This is a genomic window from Ralstonia pickettii (assembly GCF_001699815.1).
GTDB classification, from domain to species: domain Bacteria; phylum Pseudomonadota; class Gammaproteobacteria; order Burkholderiales; family Burkholderiaceae; genus Ralstonia; species Ralstonia thomasii.
The window spans coordinates 1-21,556 of the sequence record NZ_MCGB01000019.1 but is presented as its reverse complement, the minus strand read 5'-3'; the positions used below and the strand labels follow the sequence as shown (position 1 = coordinate 21,556).

Here is a 21,556-nt window from a genome sequence, read left to right as displayed (position 1 = left end):
TTTCCATGGCGCTAATGGTAACGACAAAAACATGGGCCCAATCGACAACAGGAGGCAGTAAAAGCCCAATTGAAACAGACGGTTACATTATTTACCGAGTCGCGCGAACAGTCTGTAGGACGCGCAGCTACACTGCCTTGGCAGTTCCTCGCAACGGTTTGGGGTCTGTTTCCCCCTGCGGAGGGGACTGGCGTGCAATGCGGTTGCCTGTTATCGATTGTCGCGCAATGATGCATGGCGCATCGGTTTCCAGCAACAAAGACGTGGCTTCTCAACTTCCTTTTTCGAATCGCTCGGTGATGTTTCGGCGGCGCGCGGCGCTGTTGACCTGTGTTCTTGCCCTCTGTGCGGCCGGCTCGCAGGCGCACGCGCGCAGTGAACGCGGTGGCTTTGGCGGATTCGGCGGTTTTTTCGGCGGCGGACATGCAATGCAGACCGGCGCGCAGGAGAAAAAGGGCGGGCAGGGTTCGGCGCACGGCCGAGGTGGCGAGGAACGCAGCCGCCGCGCCGCAGCGATGGAGAACCGCCGTGGAGAGAATGCCGATCGTGGGTCTGCGCAACGCAAGCTGTCTCCCGAGGAACGCAAGCAATTGCGTCAGAACATCTATGACGTCACGCGGGATATCTACCACCGTGGCGGCTAGGTAGGGGGCCGAGGAACGGCGCACGAGTCGCTGCCCCGGCAAAGCAGTAGGGTCGTTTCGGGGGGCCGACATGCGAATCCGTAGCACCACGATCTTCTTGGCGCTGGCAGCCGCCGGCGCGCTTTCACTGCAGACCGCGCATGCGGCAACGCAGGACAAGCCGCATCGCCACACCGCGCAAGCCAAGGCGCCAGCCGCCGACGAGCAGCGCCTGGACCGCGACGATGCACGCTATTTCCTCGCCCGCATCGGCTTTGCGCCTTCCGAGAGCGAACTCGACGCCTACGCCGGACTCACACACCGCGAAGCCGTCGACCGCGTCCTTGCCCAGACGGGCACCGTTGCCACGCAAGCGCCCCCAGCGTGGGTGAACGAGCCGATCGTCCCCTACAACAAGCTACCCGACGAAGACGCCCGCAAGACGGCGCGCCAGAAGAATGCCGCGCACGAGCTGGAATTGCGTGCCTGGTGGATGGGCGAGATGATCAAGACGCCGTCGCCGCTGACAGAGCGCATGACGCTGTTCTGGCACAACCATTTCGTTTCCAGTTCGCAGAAGGTGCCGTTCGCGCAATTGATGTATCGGCAGAACGTGCTGCTGCGCCAGAACGCGGTGGGCAACTTCGGCACGATGCTGCACGCCATCGGCAAAGACCCGGCGATGCTGATCTATCTGGATGGCGCCGAGAGCCGCAAGGGCAAGCCGAATGAGAATTTCGCGCGCGAGGTGATGGAGCTTTTCACGCTGGGTGAAGGCCATTACACCGAACAGGACATCAAGGAAGCCGCGCGCACCTACACAGGCTGGAGCATCGACCGCGAGCACGATTTCACCTACATCTGGCGGCCGCAGATACACGACACGGGCGTGAAGACTGTGTTTGGCCAGAGCGGCGATTACGACGGCGACCAGATGCTCGACATCCTGCTGTCTCGCCCAGAGACGGCAAACTTCATCGTCACCAAGCTCTGGCGCGAGTTTGTTTCGCCTGACGTGGACGCGGCCCAGGCGCTGCGCGTGGCCGATGCGTTCCGGGCAAGTGGCTATGACATCAAGGTGGCGTTGCGCGGGGTGTTCCTGACGCCGGCGTTCTGGGCGCCGCAATCGCACGCGACGCTCGTGAAGTCCCCGGTGGAAATGATTGTCGGCACGCTCAAGCAGTTCAACGTGCAGTACACCGACCCGACGCCGTTTGCCATCAAGTCTGCGCAGCTGGGGCAGAACCTACTGGCCCCGCCGAACGTGAAGGGCTGGCCCGGCGGCGATGCGTGGATCAACTCAACCACGCTGCTGGGGCGCAAGCAGTTTCTCGACCAATTGTTCCGCTCGACCGAGATGAAGCCGCCGCCCGGCACGCAACAGGCGCAACAGCAGAAGCCGGGCATGATGATGGCCGCAATGCGCGAAGACCTGAAGCAGGGTGGCACCGTGCAGGGCCTGGGCCAGGCGCTCAAGGGCATGGGGCAGGAGGGGCGCTTCAAGCTTGCGCAGTCGCAGACGATGGTGTCGTTCAACTCGGCCAAGTGGCTGGCGCAGTTCGGAGCGGATGGCGATGATCCGCCGCAACTGGCGCCGCGCATTTCGATCCAGCGTGCCGTGTTGCCCATCGAGCCGACTGCGCCGATTCCCGTCAAGCTGGCCGGTACGGCGTACCTGCGCACGCTGATGATGGACCCGGCTTACCAGTTGAAGTAACGCCACCGCCGCAGGAGCACACATCATGGAACGTCGCAATTTTCTGAAGGCCGGCGCCATGCTCGGCATGGGTGGCGCGGTGCCGGGGATTGTCTTTGCGCAAGGGCAAGACAAGCGCAAGGGCTACGGCAACCTGCTCATCCTCATCGAACTCAAGGGCGGCAATGACGGGCTGAACACCGTGGTGCCCTACACGAGCGCACAGTACTATGCGCTGCGCCCGCGCATCGCCATCAAGCGGGAGCAGGTGCTGCAACTGGATGACCGCTACGGCCTGCATCCGTCTTTGCAGGCGATGATGCCGCTGTGGCAGGCGGGGGAATTGTCGGTGGTGCAGGGGCTGTCATATCCGCAGCCGAATCTTTCGCACTTCCGCTCGATCGAGATCTGGGACACGGCGTCGCGCTCCGACCAATACCTGCGCGAAGGCTGGTTGACGCGTGCGTTTGCCGCACAGCCGGTGCCGCCATCGTTCGGTGCAGATGGCGTAATCATTGGCAGCGCCGATCTTGGCCCGCTCGACGGCGGCGCACGTGCCGTAGCGCTCGCCAATCCCGATGCGTTCCTCAACGAAGCCAAGCTGGCGATGCCTTCGCACGCGATGGGCAACGCCACACTCGCGCACGTGCTGAAGGTCGAGGCTGATATCGTCAAGGCGGCCGACGGACTGCGTCCGAAGTCCGGCAAGTTCGCGTTCCAGACGCATTTTCCGGACGGCGGGTTCGGTAACTCGATCAAGGCGGCGATGCAGGTGGTGGCAGCACCGGGCCGTGGCGGTGCGGACGTCGCCGTGGTGTGCCTGTCGCTCGGTAGCTTTGATACGCATACCAATCAGCAAGGCACGCAGGCGAACCTGCTGCGGCAGTTGGGCGAGGGCATCGCTTCGCTCAAGAGCGCGTTGACCGAGTTGGGCCGCTGGAACGACACGCTGATCGTCACGTATTCGGAGTTTGGCCGCCGCCCGCGCGAAAACATGAACAACGGTACGGATCACGGCACGGCTGCCGCGCATTTCGTGGCCGGTGGCCGCGTCAAGGGCGGGCTGGCCGGGCAGGGGCCGGTGCTGGAACGCCTGGACGGCGGCGGCAATCTCGACCCGTCGGTCGATTTCCGCTCGCTTTATGCCACGGTGCTGGAGCGCTGGTGGGGGATGGATTCGCAGCCGGTGCTGGCAGGGCGGTTTGCGCCGCTGGATCTGATCAAAGCCTGATCAACCGCGGATCTGCGTCTTCCAGGCCAGCCAGAGCTTGCGCAGCGGCGTCAGGTCCGTACGCTGCGTGAGCACCTGGAAGCCGTCGGCTTCCACCTCGTCGATCAGGCGCATGGCCAGCACGCCGCGAATCAGCGCTGAACGCTGCGCGCGGCGATCTTCTGCCGGCAGCGCGGCAAGTGCTTCCTTGTAGGTCGCGCGGGCACGCTCGGCCTGAAATGCCATCAACGGCTTAAAGCCCTCTGCATACCGGCGATTGAACAGATCGGCGGCGGGTACGTTGAACCGCTGCAGCTCGTCCACGGGGATGTAGACGCGGTTATGGCGCACGTCTTCGCCCAGGTTCCTGACGAAATGAACGAGCTGCTCGGCGAGTGCCATCAGCCGCGCGAATTCCAGCGTGCGCGCATGCGTCTGTCCGGCAATGCGAGCCGTCAGCCGGCCTGCCACGCCCGCCACCTGATCGCCGTGGCGGCGCAGGTTGGGCCAATCCAGATAGCGGTTTTGCATGGCGTCAGCCTCTACGCCGGCCAATAATTCGCCCAGATGCACGGCGCCTATATCGTAGCGGGCCAGATGCGGCTGCAATGCCTTCGCCGCGGGGTGCTCAGGGCGGCCCTCGAACAGCCGCGCAAGCTCCTGCCGCCACCACTGCAGCTTCGATTGCACGACCGCCGGATCGCTCGCGTCGCGTACGGCGTCTTCCAGCTCACGGCGCACGGCTTCCAGCGCGATGGTCGCGCGGCGGCGTTCGGGCGCCAGAAACAATACGCTGTAGTACACGTCGCTGCCGGGCGGTGCCGCTTTGTCGGCGCAGTAATTGTCGGGGGTCACGGGGAGGCCGTTCTGGTGAGGTTTGAAGCAGGGCGGCCATTCTACAGCGCGTTGCGGTGCAGCATGCCGTGAAGCCTTGCCTGGGCATCTGCCAAGAAAAGTCAATCAGACGCGGCCGTGTCGTTGACCCTGCGCATTGCCGTGGGTATATTACTGACCGGTCAGTTATTTACTGAGAGCGTGTCATGCCAGCGTTGCGTTTGCCGTACCCGCATTCCGACTTCACCGGTTTCTCCGACACGCGATCTCGGCCGCGCCGGCGTTCATTGCCGACAGCGGCATCGGCGGCTTTGCTGGCCGGCGCGGCGCTACTGGCCGGCTGCAGCAAGGAGGCACCCAAGGCGCCCGTGGTGCGCCCGGTGCGGACCATGACAGTGACCAGCGAGCAGGGCGCCGGCACAGCGGAATTCTCCGGCGACGTACGCCCGCGCATTGAATCTCGCCTGGGCTTCCGCGTGCCCGGCAAGATCGTTGCCCGGCTGGTGGACGTCGGTGCCACGGTCAAGAAAGGCCAGGTGCTGGCGAGGTTGGACCCCACGGATCTGGCCCTCGCCCAGCAATCGGCCCAGGCGCAGTTATCGGCGGCCAAGACTGATCGCGATCTGGCCGCGGCTGACCTCAAGCGCTATTCCGAACTGTTCGCCAAGGGTTTCATCAGCGCGGCTGAGCAGCAACGCCATCAAGCCAACTATGACGCCGCGCAAGCCCGCTACGAGCAGGCCGGAGCTGGCTATCGCAACCAGGTGAATCAAGCCGGCTATGCCACGCTCGAAGCCGACGCCGATGGCGTGGTGACGGGCGTCGACGCCGAAGTCGGACAGGTGGTGTCCGCAGGCCAACCGGTGGTGCGCGTGGCGCAAACGGCAGAGAAGGAAGTCGTGGTCGGCATTCCCGAGGATCAGGTGGACACGCTGCGCAAATCGCCCGAGGTGAGCGTGAAGCTGTGGGCCGATCAGTCGCGCAGCATTCCGGCCAAGGTGCGCGAGATTGCGCCGGCAGCCGACCCGGTCACACGCACGTACACCGTCAAGATTTCGGTACCGAATCCACCGCCGGAACTCAAGCTTGGCATGACCGCAGCGGCCACCTTTGTGCGGCCCGGCGGCGGTGGCGATAGCGGCGGCATGGGCGTGCGGGTGCCGATGAGCGCGCTGCTCCAGGATCAAGGCAAAAACGTGGTCTGGCTGTACGACGCCGCATCGCAAACGGTGAAGCCCGTGCCGGTGACGGTGGGCGCGCCGCGCGACAACGTGCTACTGGTGACGAGCGGCCTGCAGCCCGGCCAGACGATCGTGACCGCTGGCGTGCACTTGCTCAAGGCAGGCCAGAAGGTGATGCCGATGGCGCCAGCCGATCAGCCGTCGGCGCAGTCCGCCATCACGCCGCGCCGGTAAGCCGCATCCGGCTCCCGCCCCAACACGCCAACCTTCGCGCGTATGGAACATTCCCGTTTCAACCTGTCACGCTGGGCGCTTGAACATCAACCGCTCACGCGCTTCTTGCTGGTGGCGCTGTTGCTCGGCGGCATCTTTGCGTATTCCAAGCTGGGGCAGGATGAAGATCCGCCCTTCACCTTCCGGGCGATGGTTGTGCAGGCCTTCTGGCCCGGCGCCACGGCCGAGCAGATGTCGCGCCAGGTGACCGACAAGATCGAGAAGGCGCTGCAGGAAGTGCCGTACGCCTGGAAGATCCGCAGCTACTCCAAGCCCGGCGAAACGCTCGTCACCTTCCAACTGGCCGACACGTCGCCCGCCAAGGAAACGCAGCAGCTTTGGTACACGGTGCGCAAGAAAGTGGGCGATATCGCGCCGACCTTGCCGCAAGGCGTGCGCGGGCCGTACTTCAATGATGATTTCGGCGACGTGTATGGCTCGATCTATGCGCTGTCCGCCGATGGCTTCACCTACCGCCAGCTCAACGACTACGCCGATGCGATCCGCCAGCAATTGCTGCGCGTGCGCAACGTCGCCAAGGTCGAATTGCTCGGCGACCAGGACGAAAAGATCTACATCGAGTTCCAGCAGGCGAAGCTGTCGCAGATGGGGCTCGACATCAACAGCATCGCCACGCAGATCGGCCAGCAGAACAACATCGGCCCCAGCGGCGTGCTGGTGACGCCGACCGACAACGTGCAGATTCGCCTGTCAGGCCAGTTCTCGGACATCCGCGATCTGGAGAACCTGACGCTGCGCGGCCCCGGCGGCACGACCAATATCCGCCTCGGCGACATCGCCACGGTCAAGCACGGCTACGTGGACCCGCCGCACGCCAAGATGCGCTTCAACGGCAAGGAGGTGATCGGCCTGGGCATCTCGATGACCAAGGGCGGCGACATCATCCAGCTCGGCAAGGACTTGCGTGCCACGGTTGACAAGATCCGCGCCAAGCTGCCGATGGGCATCGAGATGCAGCAGGTGCAGAACCAGCCGAAATCGGTGCAGAGTTCGGTGGGCGAGTTCGTGCACGTGCTGATCGAGGCGGTGGTGATTGTGCTGGGCGTGAGCTTTCTCTCGCTCGGCTTGCACACCAAGCCCAAGCTGCGCATTGATGTGTGGCCGGGGCTGGTGGTGGGCCTGACGATCCCGCTGGTGCTGGCGGTGACGTTCCTGTTCATGAACATCTTCGACATCGGCCTGCACAAGATTTCGCTCGGTGCGCTGATCATCGCGCTGGGTCTGCTGGTGGACGACGCGATCATCGCGGTCGAAATGATGGTGCGCAAGCTGGAAGAGGGCTTCTCCAAGATGGAGGCCGCCACCTTCGCATACACCTCGACCGCCATGCCGATGCTGACCGGCACGCTCATCACTGCCACGGGGTTCCTGCCCGTGGGGCTGGCGCGTTCGACGGTGGGCGAATACACGTTCGGCATCTTTGCGGTGACGGCATTGGCGCTGGTGCTGTCGTGGTTTGCAGCGGTGGTGTTTGTGCCGTATCTGGGCTTCCTGCTGCTGCGGACCCAATCACATGTGGATGGCGGTGTGCACCACGAGCTGTTCGACACGCCGTTCTACAACCGATTCCGCGGCTGGGTGAACTGGTGCGTGGAGTACCGCAAGACGGTGATCGTCATCACGCTGGTGGCGTTTGGGCTTGGCGTGTTCGGCTTCAAGTATGTCGAGAAGCAGTTCTTCCCCGATTCCAGCCGCCCAGAGCTGATGGTCGAGCTGTGGTTGCCCGAAGGCTCCAGCTTCAACCAGACCGAAACCGAAGCCAAACGCTTTGAAGCCCTGATGCGCAAGGAGCAGAACGTCGACAGCGTGACGCTGTTCATCGGCTCCGGCGCGCCGCGCTTCTACCTGCCGCTGGACCAGATCCTTCCGCAGACCAACGTGGCGCAGGCCATCGTGATGCCCACTTCGCTGGAGGCGCGCGAGGGAGTTCGGCAACACGTCATCGGGTTGCTCAAGTCGCAATTCCCGCAGTTGCGCGGCCGCGTGAAACTGCTGCCGAACGGGCCGCCAGTGCCGTATCCGGTGCAGTTCCGCGTGATGGGCCCGGACATTGGCGGGGTGCGCAAGATTGCCGATCAGGTCAAGGCCATCATGAGCGCCAATCCGAACACCGTCGGCGTGAACGACAACTGGAACGAGAACGTCAAGGTGCTGCGCCTGGACATCGACCAGGACAAGGCGCGTGCGCTGGGTGTGTCGACCGGTTCCATCTCGCAGGTCACGCAGACGGTGATGTCCGGCGCGCCCATCGCACAATACCGCGACGGCGATAAGCTGCTCGACATCGTGATGCGTCCGCAGGAAGACGAGCGCAACACGCTCGACGCGCTGCAGCGCGTGCAAGTCCCGACCAGCAGTGGCCGCACGGTGCCGCTGACGCAGGTGGCGCGAGTTGGTTTTGCGTGGGAACCCGGCGTGATCTGGCGTGAGAACCGCGACTACGGCATCACCGTGCAATCCGACGTGGTGGACGGCGTGCAGGGCCCGACCGTGACCGCGCAGATCAACCCGTTGCTCGACAAGATTCGCGCGGACTTGCCGCCGGACTATCAGATCAAGATTGCCGGTGCGGAAGAGGAGAGTGCCAACGCGGGTGCGTCCATCGCTGCGCAGATGCCGCTGTGCATTTTCATCATCTTCACGCTGCTGATGCTGCAGCTGCACAGCTTCTCGCGCTCGGTGATGGTGTTCCTGACCGGGCCGCTGGGGTTGATTGGCGCGGCAGCCACGTTGCTGCTGCTGCGCGCCCCGATGGGCTTTGTCGCGCAACTTGGCATTACTGCGCTGATCGGGATGATCATCCGCAACTCGGTCATTCTGGTGGACCAGATCGAGCAGGATGTGGCGGCCGGCGTGCCGACGTGGAATGCCATCGTCGAGGCGGCCGTGCGTCGTTTCCGGCCGATCATCCTGACTGCGGCGGCGGCGGTGCTGGCAATGATTCCGCTGTCGCGCAGCGTGTTCTGGGGCCCGATGGCCGCCGCCATCATGGGTGGCCTGATCATCGCCACGGTCTTGACGTTGCTGTTCCTGCCGGCGCTGTATGCGGCGTGGTTCCGCGTTAAGCGGCCCGATGCGCAAGCGGCCGCCCCGACGGTCTGACGTTTGCGCCCCGGCAGCCGGTGCGAGGGAGGGGGAGTCGCCCCCCTACACCACGTCAAATCGGGTAGGGATGGAAACCCCCGAACGACTGCGATATAATCGCGGGCTTCCTTTCCGGCGCCCCTGCTCAGGGGCGCCGCGATCCATCCGGCGAGGGTGGCGAAATTGGTAGACGCACCAGGTTTAGGTCCTGACGCCAGCAATGGTGTAGGGGTTCGAGTCCCCTCCCTCGCACCAAAAATCCCTTTAAAATCAACGGTTTAATTTTTCGGGTTGGCGAAAATCCAGCCGCTTTTTGCCAGTTTGGCGTCCGATTTGCCAGCATTTCCGGCGAACTTTTCCACCGCCCTGGAACCGGCCTCGGCATCCACCGGCCGTAGACGCGCGCGATCATCGTCCAGTCCGCGTGGCCCATCTGCTTTGCGACCCACATGGGGTGTTCGCCGGCAGAGAGCATCGTCAACGCATAGGTGTGCCTGCCTGACAGTGGCAAGGCCAAAGCCGGGCAGAGCAAAGCCAAGAAGGCGGCCAAGGCGACCAACCTGGTCATTCCGGCGCAGCCCAAGTAACGAGACCCCGCGCGTTCGCAATTGCGGCCGCATCCAAACAGCCCGCCACCCGGCGGGCTTTTTCATTTCCACGCCATGAACCAACAATCCTTCAGCAAGGCTGCAGCCTCGCCGCCTGCGCTCGCCTGTCCATGGAGGGCGCAGAGCCACCCCGCGCGCTGGGCAGTGGGCGCATGAATGGCAGAGCAAACGGGTTGGGGCGCGCTGCTGCGCGTGGTTGCAGCAGGCGGCCTAACGCTGGATGGGAGGCCGCAAAGAATGACGATCAGCCAAAACGACGTGCTCACCGCCATTGACATCGTGGCGCTTGTGGCCAGTGGGATGCGGAGAAACTGAGGTATCTGCAGGGGAGGGAGGGGCGCTTGCTGCGGCCGGAGTTTGCGTTCCACAGGTGCCAGTGAGGCCCAAATTGTGGGTGCAAGGCGGGCGGCGCCCACGAAACGAACGTGCGTCGGCGCGCGCGGGAGACCTCTCGAAAAAATGCAGGTGATTTCCTTTGGACATTCGCATAGAATGCGAACGCGAATTGTTCCTATTACCATTAATTGAGCCGCCTTAGTAGGCTAAAGAGCTTGCCGCGTCAGGGAAATGAAAGCAGAGAAATGTGGAGGAAGCAGCGCACAAGCCCGACTGTGGCGTGCGGCTCGCTTGGTGCTGTCGGCTGCGGCGTCCGCCGCGCTGGTGTCGGGATGCGGCGGTGGCGGAGATAGCGCTAGCACGTCTTCCCCCGCGGCAACAGATGGCCTGTCGCCCATGGCGCAGGTCGGCAAGCAAATCTTTTTCGATCAGACGCTCTCGGCCTCGGGCAAACAGTCTTGCGCGTCGTGCCATGACCCGGCGCGCGGTTTCACTGATCCGAACAATCTGGCCGTATCGATCGGCGGGCCGAATTCCGATTTGCCCGGCCTGCGAAACACGCCGTCGCTAAATTACGCTTCGTTCACGCCCAACTTCAAGATCGACAGTACCGGCAAGGCTTCCGGCGGTTTCTTCCGCGATGGCCGGTCTGCGTCGCTAGCGGACCAGGCACAGCAGCCGTTCACCAACGCGTTTGAGATGGCCAACCTCTCGGCCGACGATGTTTTCAAAACGCTGTTGACGCGCCCTTACCTAGAACAGTTCAAGGCCGTGTTCACCCCCGCCGGCATCCAGGACAGCGCGAACGCCATGCAGAGCATCGGCCGCGCGCTGGCGGCCTTCCAATCTGAAGACCCGAGCTTCCACACCTTCGACAGCAAGTTCGACGCCTACCTCGCCGGCAAGACAAACCTGACGGATGCCGAGACGCGCGGCCTGCTGCTGTTCAACAACCCGACCAAGGGCAACTGCAACGCTTGCCATATCTCCACAGGCAAGGGCAGCACGCCGGCGTTGTTTACCGATTTCACGTACGACAACGTCGGTATTCCGCGCAACTGGAGCATCGCCGCCAACCAGGAAGGCACCACGCTGCCGTACGTGCCGAAGAACGGCCTGGCGCTGGGCAATCCGAACTACAGCTATTACGACCTCGGCATCTGTGGGCCGCTGCGTACCGACTTCCGCGTAGGTGGCTCGACATGCGGCAAGTTCAAAGTGCCGACGCTACGCAACATCGCGCTGACGCCACCGTATTTCCACAACGGCGTGTTCCAGACGCTGGATCAGGTGGTGGCGTGGTACATCACGCGCGATACCGACCCCGGCCGCTGGTACGTCAAGGCCGACGGCACACCCGATGTGCCATACAACGATCTGCCGGCCGCCTTCGATGCCAACGTGAACGTGGCCGAAGTGCCATACAACCCCGGCACCGCGCCGTCGCTGACGAACCAGGAGATGAGCGATCTCGTGCATTTCCTGTGCACGCTCACCGACGGATTTGATCCGGCCAACCCGTCGGCCTATCGCGTGCCAGCGCAATGCAGTTCCACCGCAGCCAGCGTGGGTGCCGCCCGTATCCAGACCGTCTCTGCCAGCGGAGCCACGCAGAGCAAGACGGCAACAAGCAAGTAAGCCAATTCAAAATTTCAAGACCAGGGAGCGTCACAGCATGAAACGAACCGCCTTGTCGGTAGCCGCCGCCATTGCGCTGATGGGGGCCGGCGCAGCCAATGCCGCCACCACCGCGCAACTCGAACAGAAACTCGACGCCATGGCCGCGCAGATTGAAGCGCTCAAGGCCGAACTGAAAGAGGTGAAGGCGCAGAACGCGACGCTCGCCACGCAGCAGCAGACGCAGGCGAAGGCACAGGCACAGCAAACCGCGGCCCTGCAAGACGTGCAGCAGACCGTGCAGACGGCACAGCTCGCCTCGACCAGGCCGTCGCCGCTGGACAACCTCACGCTGTGGGGCTACGGCGAAGCCAACTACAGCCGCCCGACGCGCCGTTCCGAAGACACCAAGTTCGACCTCGCGCGCGCAGTGTTCGGTATCGGCTACAAGTTCGACGACAAGACGCGCTTCAACTCCGAATTCGAGATCGAGCACGCCATCACGTCGGCCACCGACTCGGGTGAATTCGAAGTCGAGCAGTTCTACATCGACCACAAGCTGACCGACAAGATCGGCCTGAATGCAGGCCTGTTCCTGATCCCAGCGGGGTTCATCAACCGCAACCATGAGCCGACCAACTACTACGGCGTGCATCGCAACTTTGTCGAGACGCTGATCATCCCGAGCACGTGGCGTGAGGGCGGTCTCTCGCTGTACGGCGATACCGATTTCGGCCTGAACTGGAATGTGGGTCTGACTACCGGGCTGGACCTGGCCAAGTGGAACTTCAACCCGGAGAACCCGCTGTTTAAGTCCGCGCTGGAGATGCAGAACAACGCCATCGCCCCGATGCAGACCTCGCACCAGGAACTGGGGCTGGCCAACGCCAAGAACCTGTCGCAGTATGTGGCGCTGAACTACACCGGTATTTCGGGCGTAACGCTGGGCGGCTCGGTCTTCACGGGCAAGAGCAGCCGGTCGAGCACGGAAGCCGTGCTGCCTGAACAGCGCGCCACGCTGTACGAAGCGCACGCGCGCTGGACACCGGGCAAGTGGGATCTGTCTGCCCTGTATGCACGCGGTACGTTCAGCAACACCGCTGCCGCCAATCAGCTGAACCCGGGTGCCGCCAACCCGATGCCGGCGGCGTTCTACGGCTGGTATGCACAGGCGGCCTACAACCTGTGGCAGAAGGGCGACTACCGCTTCGCGCCGTTCGTCCGCTATGAACGCTACAACATGGCCGAGAAGTACGAAGGTCTGGCTCCGGGCTTCACGATGCCTGCCGGTTGGCCCTCGCTGTCGGACACCGTGTACACCATCGGCGCGAACTTCTATCTGAACCCGAACGTGGTCTTCAAGGTGGACTACCAGCGCTTCAAGCAGAACCGCGATTTCTCGCGTGTGGATCTGGGCCTGGGCGTGTCGTTCTAAGCCGCGGGAGCGGCAAATCCAAGGAGGTGCAAGCCATGCGTTACCAGCCAGTGCCCATTGTTCTTGTCTGTGCCGCCGCCGTGGGGGCGCCGGGCATGATTGTCACCAAGGCGTTTGCGGCGGACTACCTGTCCGCTGCCGAGGCCCAGAAGGCAATGTTTCCCGGCGCCACAGGCTTTGAGCCGGTGTCGCTCACGCTCTCAGCCGACCAGCTCAAGCAGTTGGCCGAGCGTGCGGGCGGCCCGGCCAAGCCGGGTGCGTGGCGCGCATGGCAAGCCAAGCAAGGTGATAAGACGCTCGGCTACTTCGTGACCGACGCCGTCATCGGCAAATTCGAGCTCATCAACTACGCCGTGGCCCTGAACACCGCCGGCGAGATCAGTGGCGTGGAAATCCTTACCTACCGAGAAAGCCACGGCTACGAAGTCCGCAACAAGCCGTGGCGCGCACAGTTTCTGGGCAAGTCGGCCAAGTCGGCGCTGCGTGTGGGCGATGACATCAACAACATCAGCGGAGCAACGTTGTCGTGCACGCATCTCACCGATGGCATCCGGCGCATTGCGGTGATGGCGCAGTTGGCGCTCGTCCAGCGCTGATGCGCGCGACTTGCCGGCGCGCGCGCCCGTTGCTCGGCACCCTGGTCGACGTGCAGGCTGAAGGGCCGGAGGCGGAAGCCGCCGTGGCGGCCGCGTTCGACGAGATGGCCGCTGTGCACGCATTGCTCACTTTTCATGCGAAGGACAGTGAACTGCAGGCCATCAATCGCGCGGCGCCGGGTGAGAGGCTCATTGCAGATACTCGGACCCTTGCCGTTCTGCGCCTTGCGGCTGAACTGCATATCGTGTCGGAGCGCGCATTCGATTGCCGTGTCGGCCCCCTCGACTTGCTCGCAGACAGGCGGTTTCCCATTTCCTTCGACGGTGACATCGTCGTCAAAGAAACCTGCGCATACATGGATCTTGGAGGCATCGCCAAGGGTTTTGCGGTGGATTGTGCGATCGAGGTGTTGCGCACCTTCGCGGTCGAGCGCGCGATCGTCAATGCCGGCGGCGACTTGCGCCACCACGGCGCCTGGCCGATGTCGGTGCAGGTGCGTGACCCGCAAAACGCTGCCCGTGTTGCAACGTCTGTGCTGCTCGACAACGCGGCACTGGCGAGTTCGACGGCTGCCGGTTTTGGCGCAGTCGCCGAAAGTGCATCCCGCATCCGCGATGCTCGCGGCAGGTTGCTGCCACCGCTTGCCGGTGCAACGGTGCAGGCACCCACCTGCATGCTGGCCGACGCGCTGACCAAAGTCGTGCTTGCCACTGGCGATGCAGCGCATCCGCTGTTGAGACGGTACGGCGGGGCTGTGGTCGTATACTCGCGAGCTTAGCCGGCCGACAGTACTCCATGTCCGTTCCACCACGCTTCTCCCTCCATCTGCGCGAAAGCGCTTTTCGCCTTAGTCCGCGACGGCGCTGGCTGGTCTATGGGGTATTTGCTGCCCTGCTGGTTACGGGGCTCGCCTGGCTGGTCCTGCATTTTCTAGACGACGGCAGCGAAGGCGGAACGCTGGCGCTCGCTTGGAGCATGAAGCTGCACGGCGCGGCCGCCATGGCAGTGCTTTACCTGTTTGGAATGCTGTGGGCGCCGCATATCCGTAACGCATGGATGCGAAAACGTAATCGCTTAGCAGGAGCGTTGCTCGGCTCCCTCGCATTGATGCTGGTCGTCACGGGCTATGCGTTGTACTACGTGAATGGCCAGTTGTTGCGCCAAAGTGCAGAGTATCTTCACTGGTCTGCGGGTCTTTTGTCGTGTGTCGCCCTGTGGGTACACATCGCGGTCGGACGCCGCAAACGCAAGGTGGCCGTGTAAAGCTTGGCTGGCTGTCTTTAGCACACGCGCTCGCCTGCTTTAAGTCCCACTCTGACCGCCGCATCGCATGGCCGAAGCCTCCAGCGATGCGTCCCGCAGTTTGGCGTCTACACCCCCGCCTCAATCAACTCCGAAATCTGCACCGACGCCCGCGCAAAATCAGTCAGCGCGCGGGCGCGCTCGTGCCGATAGGTGCCGGAGGAGATGACGGCGGGCTCTTTGGCGTCGTCGTGCTGCAGGACGATGAGCATGCCGGTGTAGCGGTCGGCCTGGTAGAGGTGTTTGTTGAGCAGTTGCAGCGCGCTCGACGCCAGCGGGGTGGAGGCTGGCGAGGTCTGCGGGTGTGCGGGCGGCGGCACGGTGCGGTCTAGGCCGAATGCGAACAGTCTGGAGAAGGGTGTGTGGGTTGGTTGACTGGTCTTCGGGTCTTTGAAAGGCGCGCACGCCATTGACCGGACAGCTTGCACGGCGGCTTCATCTAGGAGGACGTCGCCGCGGTGCCATTCACTGCCGGTATTTCAGCAGATTGCTCGCGCTGAAGGTGATCGAACAGGAGCCGTGCCGCCGGTGTCAGTGTTTCCACGTTGCGCACGCACATCGATAGTTCTCGCTGGGCCCACGGTTCGTCCAGACGCAGGATCTTCATTTCCGGCATGCTATACGCGCTGGTACTGCCCTTTGGCAATATGCCGATGCCCATGCCGGTCTGCACCATTAAACAGAGCGCATCGTAACTGGATACCTCCATCCGCGGCGAGAATGTGCGGCCGGATTCGTTTGCGGCCTGCAGCATCTGGTAGTGCAGGTGTGTCCCGCCGTGCAGGGACACAACGTCGAAATCAAGTACTTCATCGAAGCAAACGCTGGCGCGGTCCGCAAGCGGGTGATCCGCTTGAAGCAAGACCACGAGTTCGTCGGTGCGAAAGGGGTGGATCTCGACGCTGGCCTCATGCGGCATGCGCGTAAAGAGCCCAATATCGGCACGGCTTTCGGCGACGCTCCGCGTGATCGCGAGGCTCTCCATCTGTTCAAGGGTCACCCGGATATTCGGGTGCTTTTCCATGAACGATTTCAGGAGTGCGGGCAAAAACTGGGTAATCGCGGAAATATTGGCGAGCAGGCGAACCGATCCCCGCTTGCCATGCGAGTACTCCCGCATCTCCGAGACGATGCCGCTGAGGTCGTTCAGGACACCGCGCGCCATGTACATCAGCGCCGTTCCGGCTTCGGTAGGTTCGATGCCCTTATTGCTGCGAATCAGGAGTTGCGATCCCAGAAGCGACTCCAGCTCGCTGAGCCGGCGACTCACGGCGGCCGCGGCAATGTGTTCGCGCTGCGAGGCAGCCGCAATGGTGCCTTCCTCAAGCACGCTGATAAACAGGCGAAGTGATTGCGGATCCAGTTTCATTGGCGTGCGTGATCCAGTGGCCCTGGCTGCTGAAGCACCATCGCAATCTGCGATGGTGAGCTCGCGAATGATTGATGTACCAACATTGGTTGGGCTTCTAACATTCATCCGCCCAGAGTTAGTCGCGTGACGCAAGTGTAGCCGCAAGCTCGAAGATCTGTCGGCCTCTTCCCACAAGCGGACAAGACCTGGCAATAACGAACGGAGACCAAATTGACTATCAACTCATCGCCAGACGCGGCAAGCACCGGGGCGTTCCGGCAGCCTGCTCTTTCGTCTACCGTACAGCGCTATGTGACGCTCGGTGGTTCCTGGGCTGCATGGCTGTTCGATGCGCTGGACGCGACCATCTTCGGTTTCGTGATGCTTGCGATTGCGAATACCTTTTCCGTTGGCCTGAGGGATGTCGTCTCCACTGTCGCATGGTTTCTGCTCGCAACAGGGATCGGTGGGCTGTTTCTCGGCAATATCGCGGACCGGATCGGACGCAAGAAGACCATTCTCGCGTCCGTGTTCATCTATGGCACCGGAACGCTGCTGTGTGGCTTCGCATCGAGCGTGCTCGAGCTGAATGTCTACCGATTCTGCGTCGGTGTGGCCGTGGGTGGCCTGTGGTCCGCTGCATCGGCACTGGTGTCTGAGATCTGGGCCCCGGAGGGCCGCGCCAAGGCCATCGCGTTCATGCAAACCGGTTGGTCAGGCGGCGGACTCCTGGCGGCATGCTTCGCATGGACGCTACTCGACCCCTCGAACCCCGATTCCTGGCGCAAGCTCTTCATCTACGCATCGATTCCTGCATACGTCACGTTTGTATTCATCCTGCTGTTCGTGAAGGAGTCGCCGGTCTGGCTTGCTAACCGAACCTACAAGGCGAAACACGCGAAGAAGTCGAGCCTGTTCGAGATCTTCCGCCCCGCCTACCTGAAGATGACCCTGCTGGGCCTGTCGATTTCGATCTTCGGCATGTACGGGTACTGGATCATCACGACCTTTACCCCGACCTATCTGCAGAGCATCCTGCATGTGCGTGTGGACCAGGCTCCGGTGTTCCTGATTTGGACCGGCATCGGTGCCACGATAGGCTATCTCGTCTACGGCCAGCTTGCCGAATTGATTGGTCGCCGCAAGTCGTTTGCGCTGTTCTTCCTGGGCATGGCGATCATGGTGCCGGTGTTCGCATACGGCGCGACATTGATGCCACTGACGGACGGAAAACTAGCATTCACAACCCGCAACATCGTCGCCATTGGCGTCCTTGCGGCACTGCTCGGTTTCTTTACCGGCTACTTCAGCGGCTTCGGCGCCTGGTATTCCGAACTGTTCCCCACCAGCATTCGTTCCACGGCGGCAGGCTTCTGTTTCAACTTTGGCCGCGTGGGCGCCATCCTCGGTATCAAGCTGGTGCCGATCCTGATACCGCTGATCGGATTCACTGCGACGATTTCGCTGGCATCGGTGTCCTACCTCATTGCTTCGGCCATGGTGTTCCTGCTTCAGGAAACCAAGGGCGTGCGTCTCACCAGCGACAACTAATCTCTTCTCGAAGGAAGCCTCTGATCATGAAGAATTTCCGCATTGGGCAAATTGTCCCCAGCTCCAATACCACGATGGAGACCGAAATCCCGGCGATGCTGACCTCCCGCTACGCCGAGTTTCCCGATGAACGTTTCACGTTCCACTCAGCCCGCATGCGCATGATGCATGTCACGCCAGAGGAACTGAAAAACATGGACGTGGCAAGCGACCGCTGCGCGCTTGAATTGAGTGATGCCCGCTGCGATGTCATGGCATATGCTTGCCTGGTCGCCATCATGAGCCAGGGCCGTGGCTATCACCGTGTTTCGCAGGAACGTCTGGCCAGGATTACCGAGCAGAACAATGCCCCTACGCCTGTGCTCAGTTCCGCCGGTGCCCTGATAGACGCCATCCATGTACAGGGCTACACGAAGGTAGCAATCATCACGCCATACATGAAGCCGCTCACGCAAACGGTGATCGACTACATCGAGGATTCCGGTATCGAAGTCACCGATTCAATCAGCCTGGAAGTGTCGGACAATCTTGCCGTGGGTCGGCTCGATCCGGCAAACCTTGTCGGCCATGCGGATCGCCTCAACATCAGCGGCGCCGATGCGGTCGTGCTGTCGGCATGCGTGCAGATGCCGTCGCTGCCATCAATTCAGGTGGTCGAAGACCGGCTCGATCGGCCTGTGTTCTCGGCGGCGACTTCTACGGTCTACCAGATGCTGAAGACGCTTGGGCTGAAGGCCAAGGTTCCGAATGCAGGTTATCTGCTGTCCGGAGCATTCTGAAGCGAGCAAACCAGACTGATTGAAGATGCCATGACGACGACCTCCGCAAGAATGGTTGCCATCCTGGATGCCCGCCAGGGCACCGCCCGCACGGTGGCCGACTAGTCGCCCGTGAAGGGGGGGGCGGAGATCGTCGTCTTTGGCGACCACGTCGACGATTAAGACTTCACCGTCGAGCGACTGCGCGATTGGTGTGATTCGCGCGATGTGCGAGCGCACGTCCTGCCTGCGCAACTTGACGTAACGAGGCCATCGGTGTCATCGAGCAGAGTTGTCGACGCGAATGGAAAACCACCGGCGGCTATCACCCCCGCTCGCCGGCGACGTATCAACCCTGATTCCGGCGCAGGATCTCGCACGCGCGCGGCAGTCGAAGCTGGGTCTTGAGCTGGTTGAGGAGCGGCCCGGCGGTCTGCGTTACAAATGCGGGAATGGCTATTTCACGCTGTTCCAGTCCGCCGGAGGTGCCTCCGGGCCCATACGCAAATGGGCAGGGAAGTCTCTGACATCGAGGCGACAGTTCGCGAGCTGCGGCAGCGCGGGGTGACGTTTGAGGAATACGGCCTTCCTGGGCTGAAGACCGTCAACAGCGTTGCACGCATTGAAGGAAATTACCCGTCCAAGGCTGGGGCGGCGGAAAAGGGGGCGTGGTTCCGAGACAATGAAGGCAATCTTCTGGCCATCGGGCAAACCGTTTCTTGAGCGCGACTCTGGGCCGCTGCACGTTGCGATGGCAGCATGCCTGCTCCGCTATGGGCGAAAAAAAGGGCGACCGCCCGGTCGCCCCCCTTCTAGGCCATGCGCGTCAGCACCGCGGTGCCGAAGCCATGCGCGCGCCAATCAGCGGGACTTCTTTGCAATGTCCTTCGCTGCTTCCTTGACGTCTCCCGCGTCCTTGCGCGCTTGGCCGCCGGCCTGCTGGAGGTCGCCCTTCAGCTCGCGTGCAGGATTATTGGTCGCTTTGCCCAGGGCCTCGTTGACCTTGCCCTTCATCTTCTCGACAGTACCTTTCACTTGATCCTTGTTCATGGTCTGCTCCTTTGAAAAAGCGCTCTTGCGCACTGCGGGTTCCTAGCAGTTCGCGTGCCTACGGAGCTTCCCGGGCAACGGCATTAGGAATCCGGTGTCCCAAGCGCCTTATTGATCCGCAGCGCCACCAGCGTCCCAACCACCCCTGAGAGCAGGTACAGGCTGACCGCGCCAAGTCCGAACAGCGACGACAAGCCTAGCGCCACGAGCGGTGCGAATGCCGCACCGAACAGCCAGCCGAAATCGGTCGTCAGGGCGGCACCGGTATAGCGGAATCGGCTCTCAAAGTTGGACGTCACCACGCCGGCCGCCTGGCCATAGGACAGCCCCAGCAGACCGAAGCCGACCAGGATGAAAATGTCCTGGCCCGCAACACCGCCATCGAGCAGCCAAGGTGCGGCCAGGCTGAAGATGCCAATCAGCACGGCCATGGCCGCCAAGGTGGTGCGTCGACCAAACCGGTCTGCAATCAGGCCGGAAACCAGCGTACCCACGAACGCAATCGCAGCGCCGATGATCTGGACGGTCAGCACGGCAGGCACGCTCTGTGTCTTGCGCAGCGACACCCATGACAGCGGAAACACGGTGACCAGGTGGAACAGCGCATAGCTGGCCAGCGCGGCAAAGGCCCCCAGGAAGATGTTGAACCCCTGCGCGTTGACCATCTGCAGGGTGCTGATCGGTTCCAGCTCTTCTTCCTCAAGCAGTTGCGTGTATTCGTGCGTGACCACCAGCCGCAGCCGCGCAAACAGCGCCACCACGTTGATGGCAAAGGCGACGTAGAACGGATAGCGCCAGCCCCATTCGATGAATTCCTGAAACGTCAGGCTGGTATAGAGGAAGAGGAACAGCGCTCCGGCAATGATGAAGCCGGTGGGCGCGCCCAGTTGCCCCACCATGGCGTACCAGCCGCGCTTGTTTTCGGGCGCGTTCAAGGCCAGCAGCGACGGCAGGCCATCCCACGAGCCGCCAAACGCGATGCCCTGCATGAAGCGGAAGAGCGCCAGCAGATAGATTGCCGAATGGCCGATCGATGCGTACGACGGCAAGAACGCAATGCCCACCGTAGCTGTGCCGAGCAGGAACAACGATGCCGTCAGCTTGGTACTGCGCCCCCATCGGCGCTGGATGCGCATGAACAGCGCCGTGCCGAACGGGCGCCCGATAAAGGCGAACGAGAAGACCGTGAAGCTGAACAGCAGACCGGCCAATTCACTGGCAAACGGAAAGTAGACCGAAGGGAACACCAGCACCGACGCGATGCCGTAGACGAAAAAATCGAAGTACTCCGACGCGCGCCCGATCACGACGCCTATGGCAATCTCTGCCGGGGCAACTTCATGGTGTCCCGGGGCGGGCGGTGCGGTGGGCGACGCGCGATGCTGGTGGGTCAGACTTGCCATCGTTGAGTCTCCATCGGGATTCGGGGGAGGGGATGTCGTACGGCGATCAAAAGTCCGTCATCACAAGACCAGAATAGCGCCTAAACTGCAACGACAAGTCGAAAGATCGTTGGGCCATCCCAGCGCGACGTTAACCAAACGCCACTTCCGAGACCCATGCCACGCTTCAATGCAGTAGTGACACCCCTTGGAATTACGGGAAGGTCGCTTTGGCGAGGTGCAGCAATTGCCTTGTTGGTGACCCTTGCAGGCTGTAGCAACGCCGTGCTGTTGTCGCCGGCTGGCGACATGGCGGTGCGACAGCGGGACTTGATCATCATCGCGGAGCTAAAGTCGAAAGTGGTGTACGGGGGAGTTGAGGCGGGAAGTTGAAGGCGGTGGAGGTTTCAGCTGAGAATCTGATTGTCGAAGTCGGAAACCAGCAAAAAATCAAACCATCCACCATGAGCAAGGATACGGAAAAAGCAGTCGTCGGTCTATCGGGAGTCGGGCTTGGACTTGACGAATTGGTTCGTCACGGGGCGCGGCAAGTGATTCAACAAGCGATCGAAGCGGAGTTGGCGGAGCTGATGGAGCGGTTCGCGAACGTCAAGACGTTACACGGGCAACGCGCCGTGGTGCGCAAC

19 protein-coding genes, 1 tRNA gene and 2 pseudogenes are annotated in these 21,556 nt (G+C 62.4%); 16 read left to right on the top strand and 6 right to left on the bottom strand.

Going from position 1 to position 21,556, the window contains the following annotated elements:
* The first annotated feature begins 197 nt into the window (after window positions 1-197).
* From BEK68_RS02355 to BEK68_RS02345, 3 genes are all read left to right on the top strand, one after another.
* Entirely contained in the window at window positions 198-644 is a 447-nt protein-coding gene (locus BEK68_RS02355; protein ID WP_012435871.1) for a hypothetical protein, read from the top strand.
* 70 nt (window positions 645-714) lie between these two features.
* A complete protein-coding gene (locus tag BEK68_RS02350; protein WP_012435870.1) occupies window positions 715-2,340 on the top strand; it encodes a DUF1800 domain-containing protein in 1,626 nt (541 codons plus the stop codon).
* A gap of 25 nt (window positions 2,341-2,365) precedes the next feature.
* A complete protein-coding gene (locus BEK68_RS02345) occupies window positions 2,366-3,550 on the top strand; it encodes a DUF1501 domain-containing protein (RefSeq protein ID WP_012435869.1) in 1,185 nt (394 codons plus the stop codon).
* On the opposite strand, the gene hpnD is transcribed toward BEK68_RS02345, so the two are convergent.
* Entirely contained in the window at window positions 3,551-4,384 is an 834-nt protein-coding gene (gene hpnD / locus BEK68_RS02340; RefSeq protein WP_012435868.1) for a presqualene diphosphate synthase HpnD, read from the bottom strand.
* Window positions 4,385-4,569: 185 nt separating this feature from the next.
* Between hpnD and BEK68_RS02335 the strand changes: the two genes are divergently transcribed.
* The 3 genes from BEK68_RS02335 (at window position 4,570) to BEK68_RS02325 (ending at window position 9,177) form a co-directional block, all read left to right on the top strand.
* Window positions 4,570-5,778, top strand: a complete 1,209-nt coding sequence (locus BEK68_RS02335) for an efflux RND transporter periplasmic adaptor subunit (RefSeq protein WP_012435867.1) — start codon at window positions 4,570-4,572, stop codon at window positions 5,776-5,778.
* Window positions 5,779-5,820: 42 nt separating this feature from the next.
* Window positions 5,821-8,940, top strand: a complete 3,120-nt coding sequence (locus BEK68_RS02330) for an efflux RND transporter permease subunit (protein WP_012435866.1) — start codon at window positions 5,821-5,823, stop codon at window positions 8,938-8,940.
* Window positions 8,941-9,090: 150 nt separating this feature from the next.
* Window positions 9,091-9,177 (top strand) — tRNA-Leu (locus BEK68_RS02325).
* Between the two features lie 23 nt (window positions 9,178-9,200).
* Here the strand turns inward: BEK68_RS02325 and BEK68_RS26050 are convergent.
* Window positions 9,201-9,575: a hypothetical protein gene (locus tag BEK68_RS26050; RefSeq protein ID WP_249262885.1), complete on the bottom strand. Its 375-nt coding sequence runs from the start codon at window positions 9,573-9,575 to the stop codon at window positions 9,201-9,203.
* A gap of 522 nt (window positions 9,576-10,097) precedes the next feature.
* On the opposite strand from BEK68_RS26050, the gene BEK68_RS02320 reads away from it, so the two are divergent.
* From BEK68_RS02320 to BEK68_RS02300, 5 genes are read left to right on the top strand one after another with little or no spacing between them, the layout of a single operon-like run.
* Entirely contained in the window at window positions 10,098-11,504 is a 1,407-nt protein-coding gene (locus tag BEK68_RS02320) for a cytochrome-c peroxidase (protein WP_012435864.1), read from the top strand.
* A 37-nt stretch (window positions 11,505-11,541) separates the two neighbouring features.
* Window positions 11,542-12,918: a porin gene (locus tag BEK68_RS02315; RefSeq protein ID WP_004627043.1), complete on the top strand. Its 1,377-nt coding sequence runs from the start codon at window positions 11,542-11,544 to the stop codon at window positions 12,916-12,918.
* A 35-nt stretch (window positions 12,919-12,953) separates the two neighbouring features.
* Window positions 12,954-13,514: an FMN-binding protein gene (locus tag BEK68_RS02310; RefSeq protein WP_012435863.1), complete on the top strand. Its 561-nt coding sequence runs from the start codon at window positions 12,954-12,956 to the stop codon at window positions 13,512-13,514.
* A complete protein-coding gene (locus BEK68_RS02305) occupies window positions 13,514-14,293 on the top strand; it encodes an FAD:protein FMN transferase (RefSeq protein WP_012435862.1) in 780 nt (259 codons plus the stop codon). The genes BEK68_RS02310 and BEK68_RS02305 overlap by 1 nt, the downstream gene beginning before the upstream one ends.
* Window positions 14,294-14,310: 17 nt before the next feature.
* Window positions 14,311-14,778, top strand: coding sequence for a hypothetical protein (locus BEK68_RS02300; RefSeq protein ID WP_012435861.1), 468 nt, complete (start codon window positions 14,311-14,313; stop codon window positions 14,776-14,778).
* A gap of 107 nt (window positions 14,779-14,885) precedes the next feature.
* Here BEK68_RS02300 and BEK68_RS02295 read toward each other — a convergent pair whose 3' ends face one another.
* Window positions 14,886-15,227 (bottom strand): hypothetical protein, encoded by a 342-nt coding sequence (locus BEK68_RS02295; RefSeq protein ID WP_012435860.1) that lies wholly within the window; start codon window positions 15,225-15,227, stop codon window positions 14,886-14,888.
* A 29-nt stretch (window positions 15,228-15,256) separates the two neighbouring features.
* On the bottom strand, window positions 15,257-16,186 hold the full coding sequence (locus BEK68_RS02290; protein ID WP_004627034.1) for a LysR family transcriptional regulator: 930 nt from the start codon (window positions 16,184-16,186) through the stop codon (window positions 15,257-15,259).
* 213 nt (window positions 16,187-16,399) lie between these two features.
* Here BEK68_RS02290 and BEK68_RS02285 point away from each other — a divergent pair, with 213 nt between their 5' ends.
* The 3 genes from BEK68_RS02285 to BEK68_RS02275 all read left to right on the top strand — a co-directional run bounded on the left by BEK68_RS02285 (window position 16,400) and on the right by BEK68_RS02275 (window position 19,200).
* A complete protein-coding gene (locus BEK68_RS02285) occupies window positions 16,400-17,719 on the top strand; it encodes an MFS transporter (RefSeq protein WP_004627032.1) in 1,320 nt (439 codons plus the stop codon).
* Window positions 17,720-17,745: 26 nt separating this feature from the next.
* Window positions 17,746-18,498, top strand: coding sequence for a maleate cis-trans isomerase family protein (locus BEK68_RS02280; protein ID WP_012435859.1), 753 nt, complete (start codon window positions 17,746-17,748; stop codon window positions 18,496-18,498).
* A 486-nt stretch (window positions 18,499-18,984) separates the two neighbouring features.
* Window positions 18,985-19,200 carry a VOC family protein gene (locus BEK68_RS02275; RefSeq protein WP_004627029.1) on the top strand — a complete coding sequence of 72 codons (216 nt, stop codon included), beginning with the start codon at window positions 18,985-18,987 and terminating at the stop codon, window positions 19,198-19,200.
* A gap of 138 nt (window positions 19,201-19,338) precedes the next feature.
* On the opposite strand, the gene BEK68_RS02270 is transcribed toward BEK68_RS02275, so the two are convergent.
* Both BEK68_RS02270 and BEK68_RS02265 read right to left on the bottom strand, forming a co-directional pair.
* A complete protein-coding gene (locus tag BEK68_RS02270) occupies window positions 19,339-19,527 on the bottom strand; it encodes a CsbD family protein (RefSeq protein ID WP_004627028.1) in 189 nt (62 codons plus the stop codon).
* A gap of 83 nt (window positions 19,528-19,610) precedes the next feature.
* On the bottom strand, window positions 19,611-20,930 hold the full coding sequence (locus BEK68_RS02265) for an MFS transporter (RefSeq protein WP_004627026.1): 1,320 nt from the start codon (window positions 20,928-20,930) through the stop codon (window positions 19,611-19,613).
* Between the two features lie 156 nt (window positions 20,931-21,086).
* Here BEK68_RS02265 and BEK68_RS26045 point away from each other — a divergent pair.
* Both BEK68_RS26045 and BEK68_RS02260 read left to right on the top strand, forming a co-directional pair.
* Window positions 21,087-21,254, top strand: a pseudogene (locus BEK68_RS26045) (ubiquinol oxidase subunit II); the annotation flags it as partial.
* 119 nt (window positions 21,255-21,373) lie between these two features.
* Window positions 21,374-21,556 (top strand): annotated as a pseudogene (locus tag BEK68_RS02260) (IS256 family transposase); the annotation flags it as partial.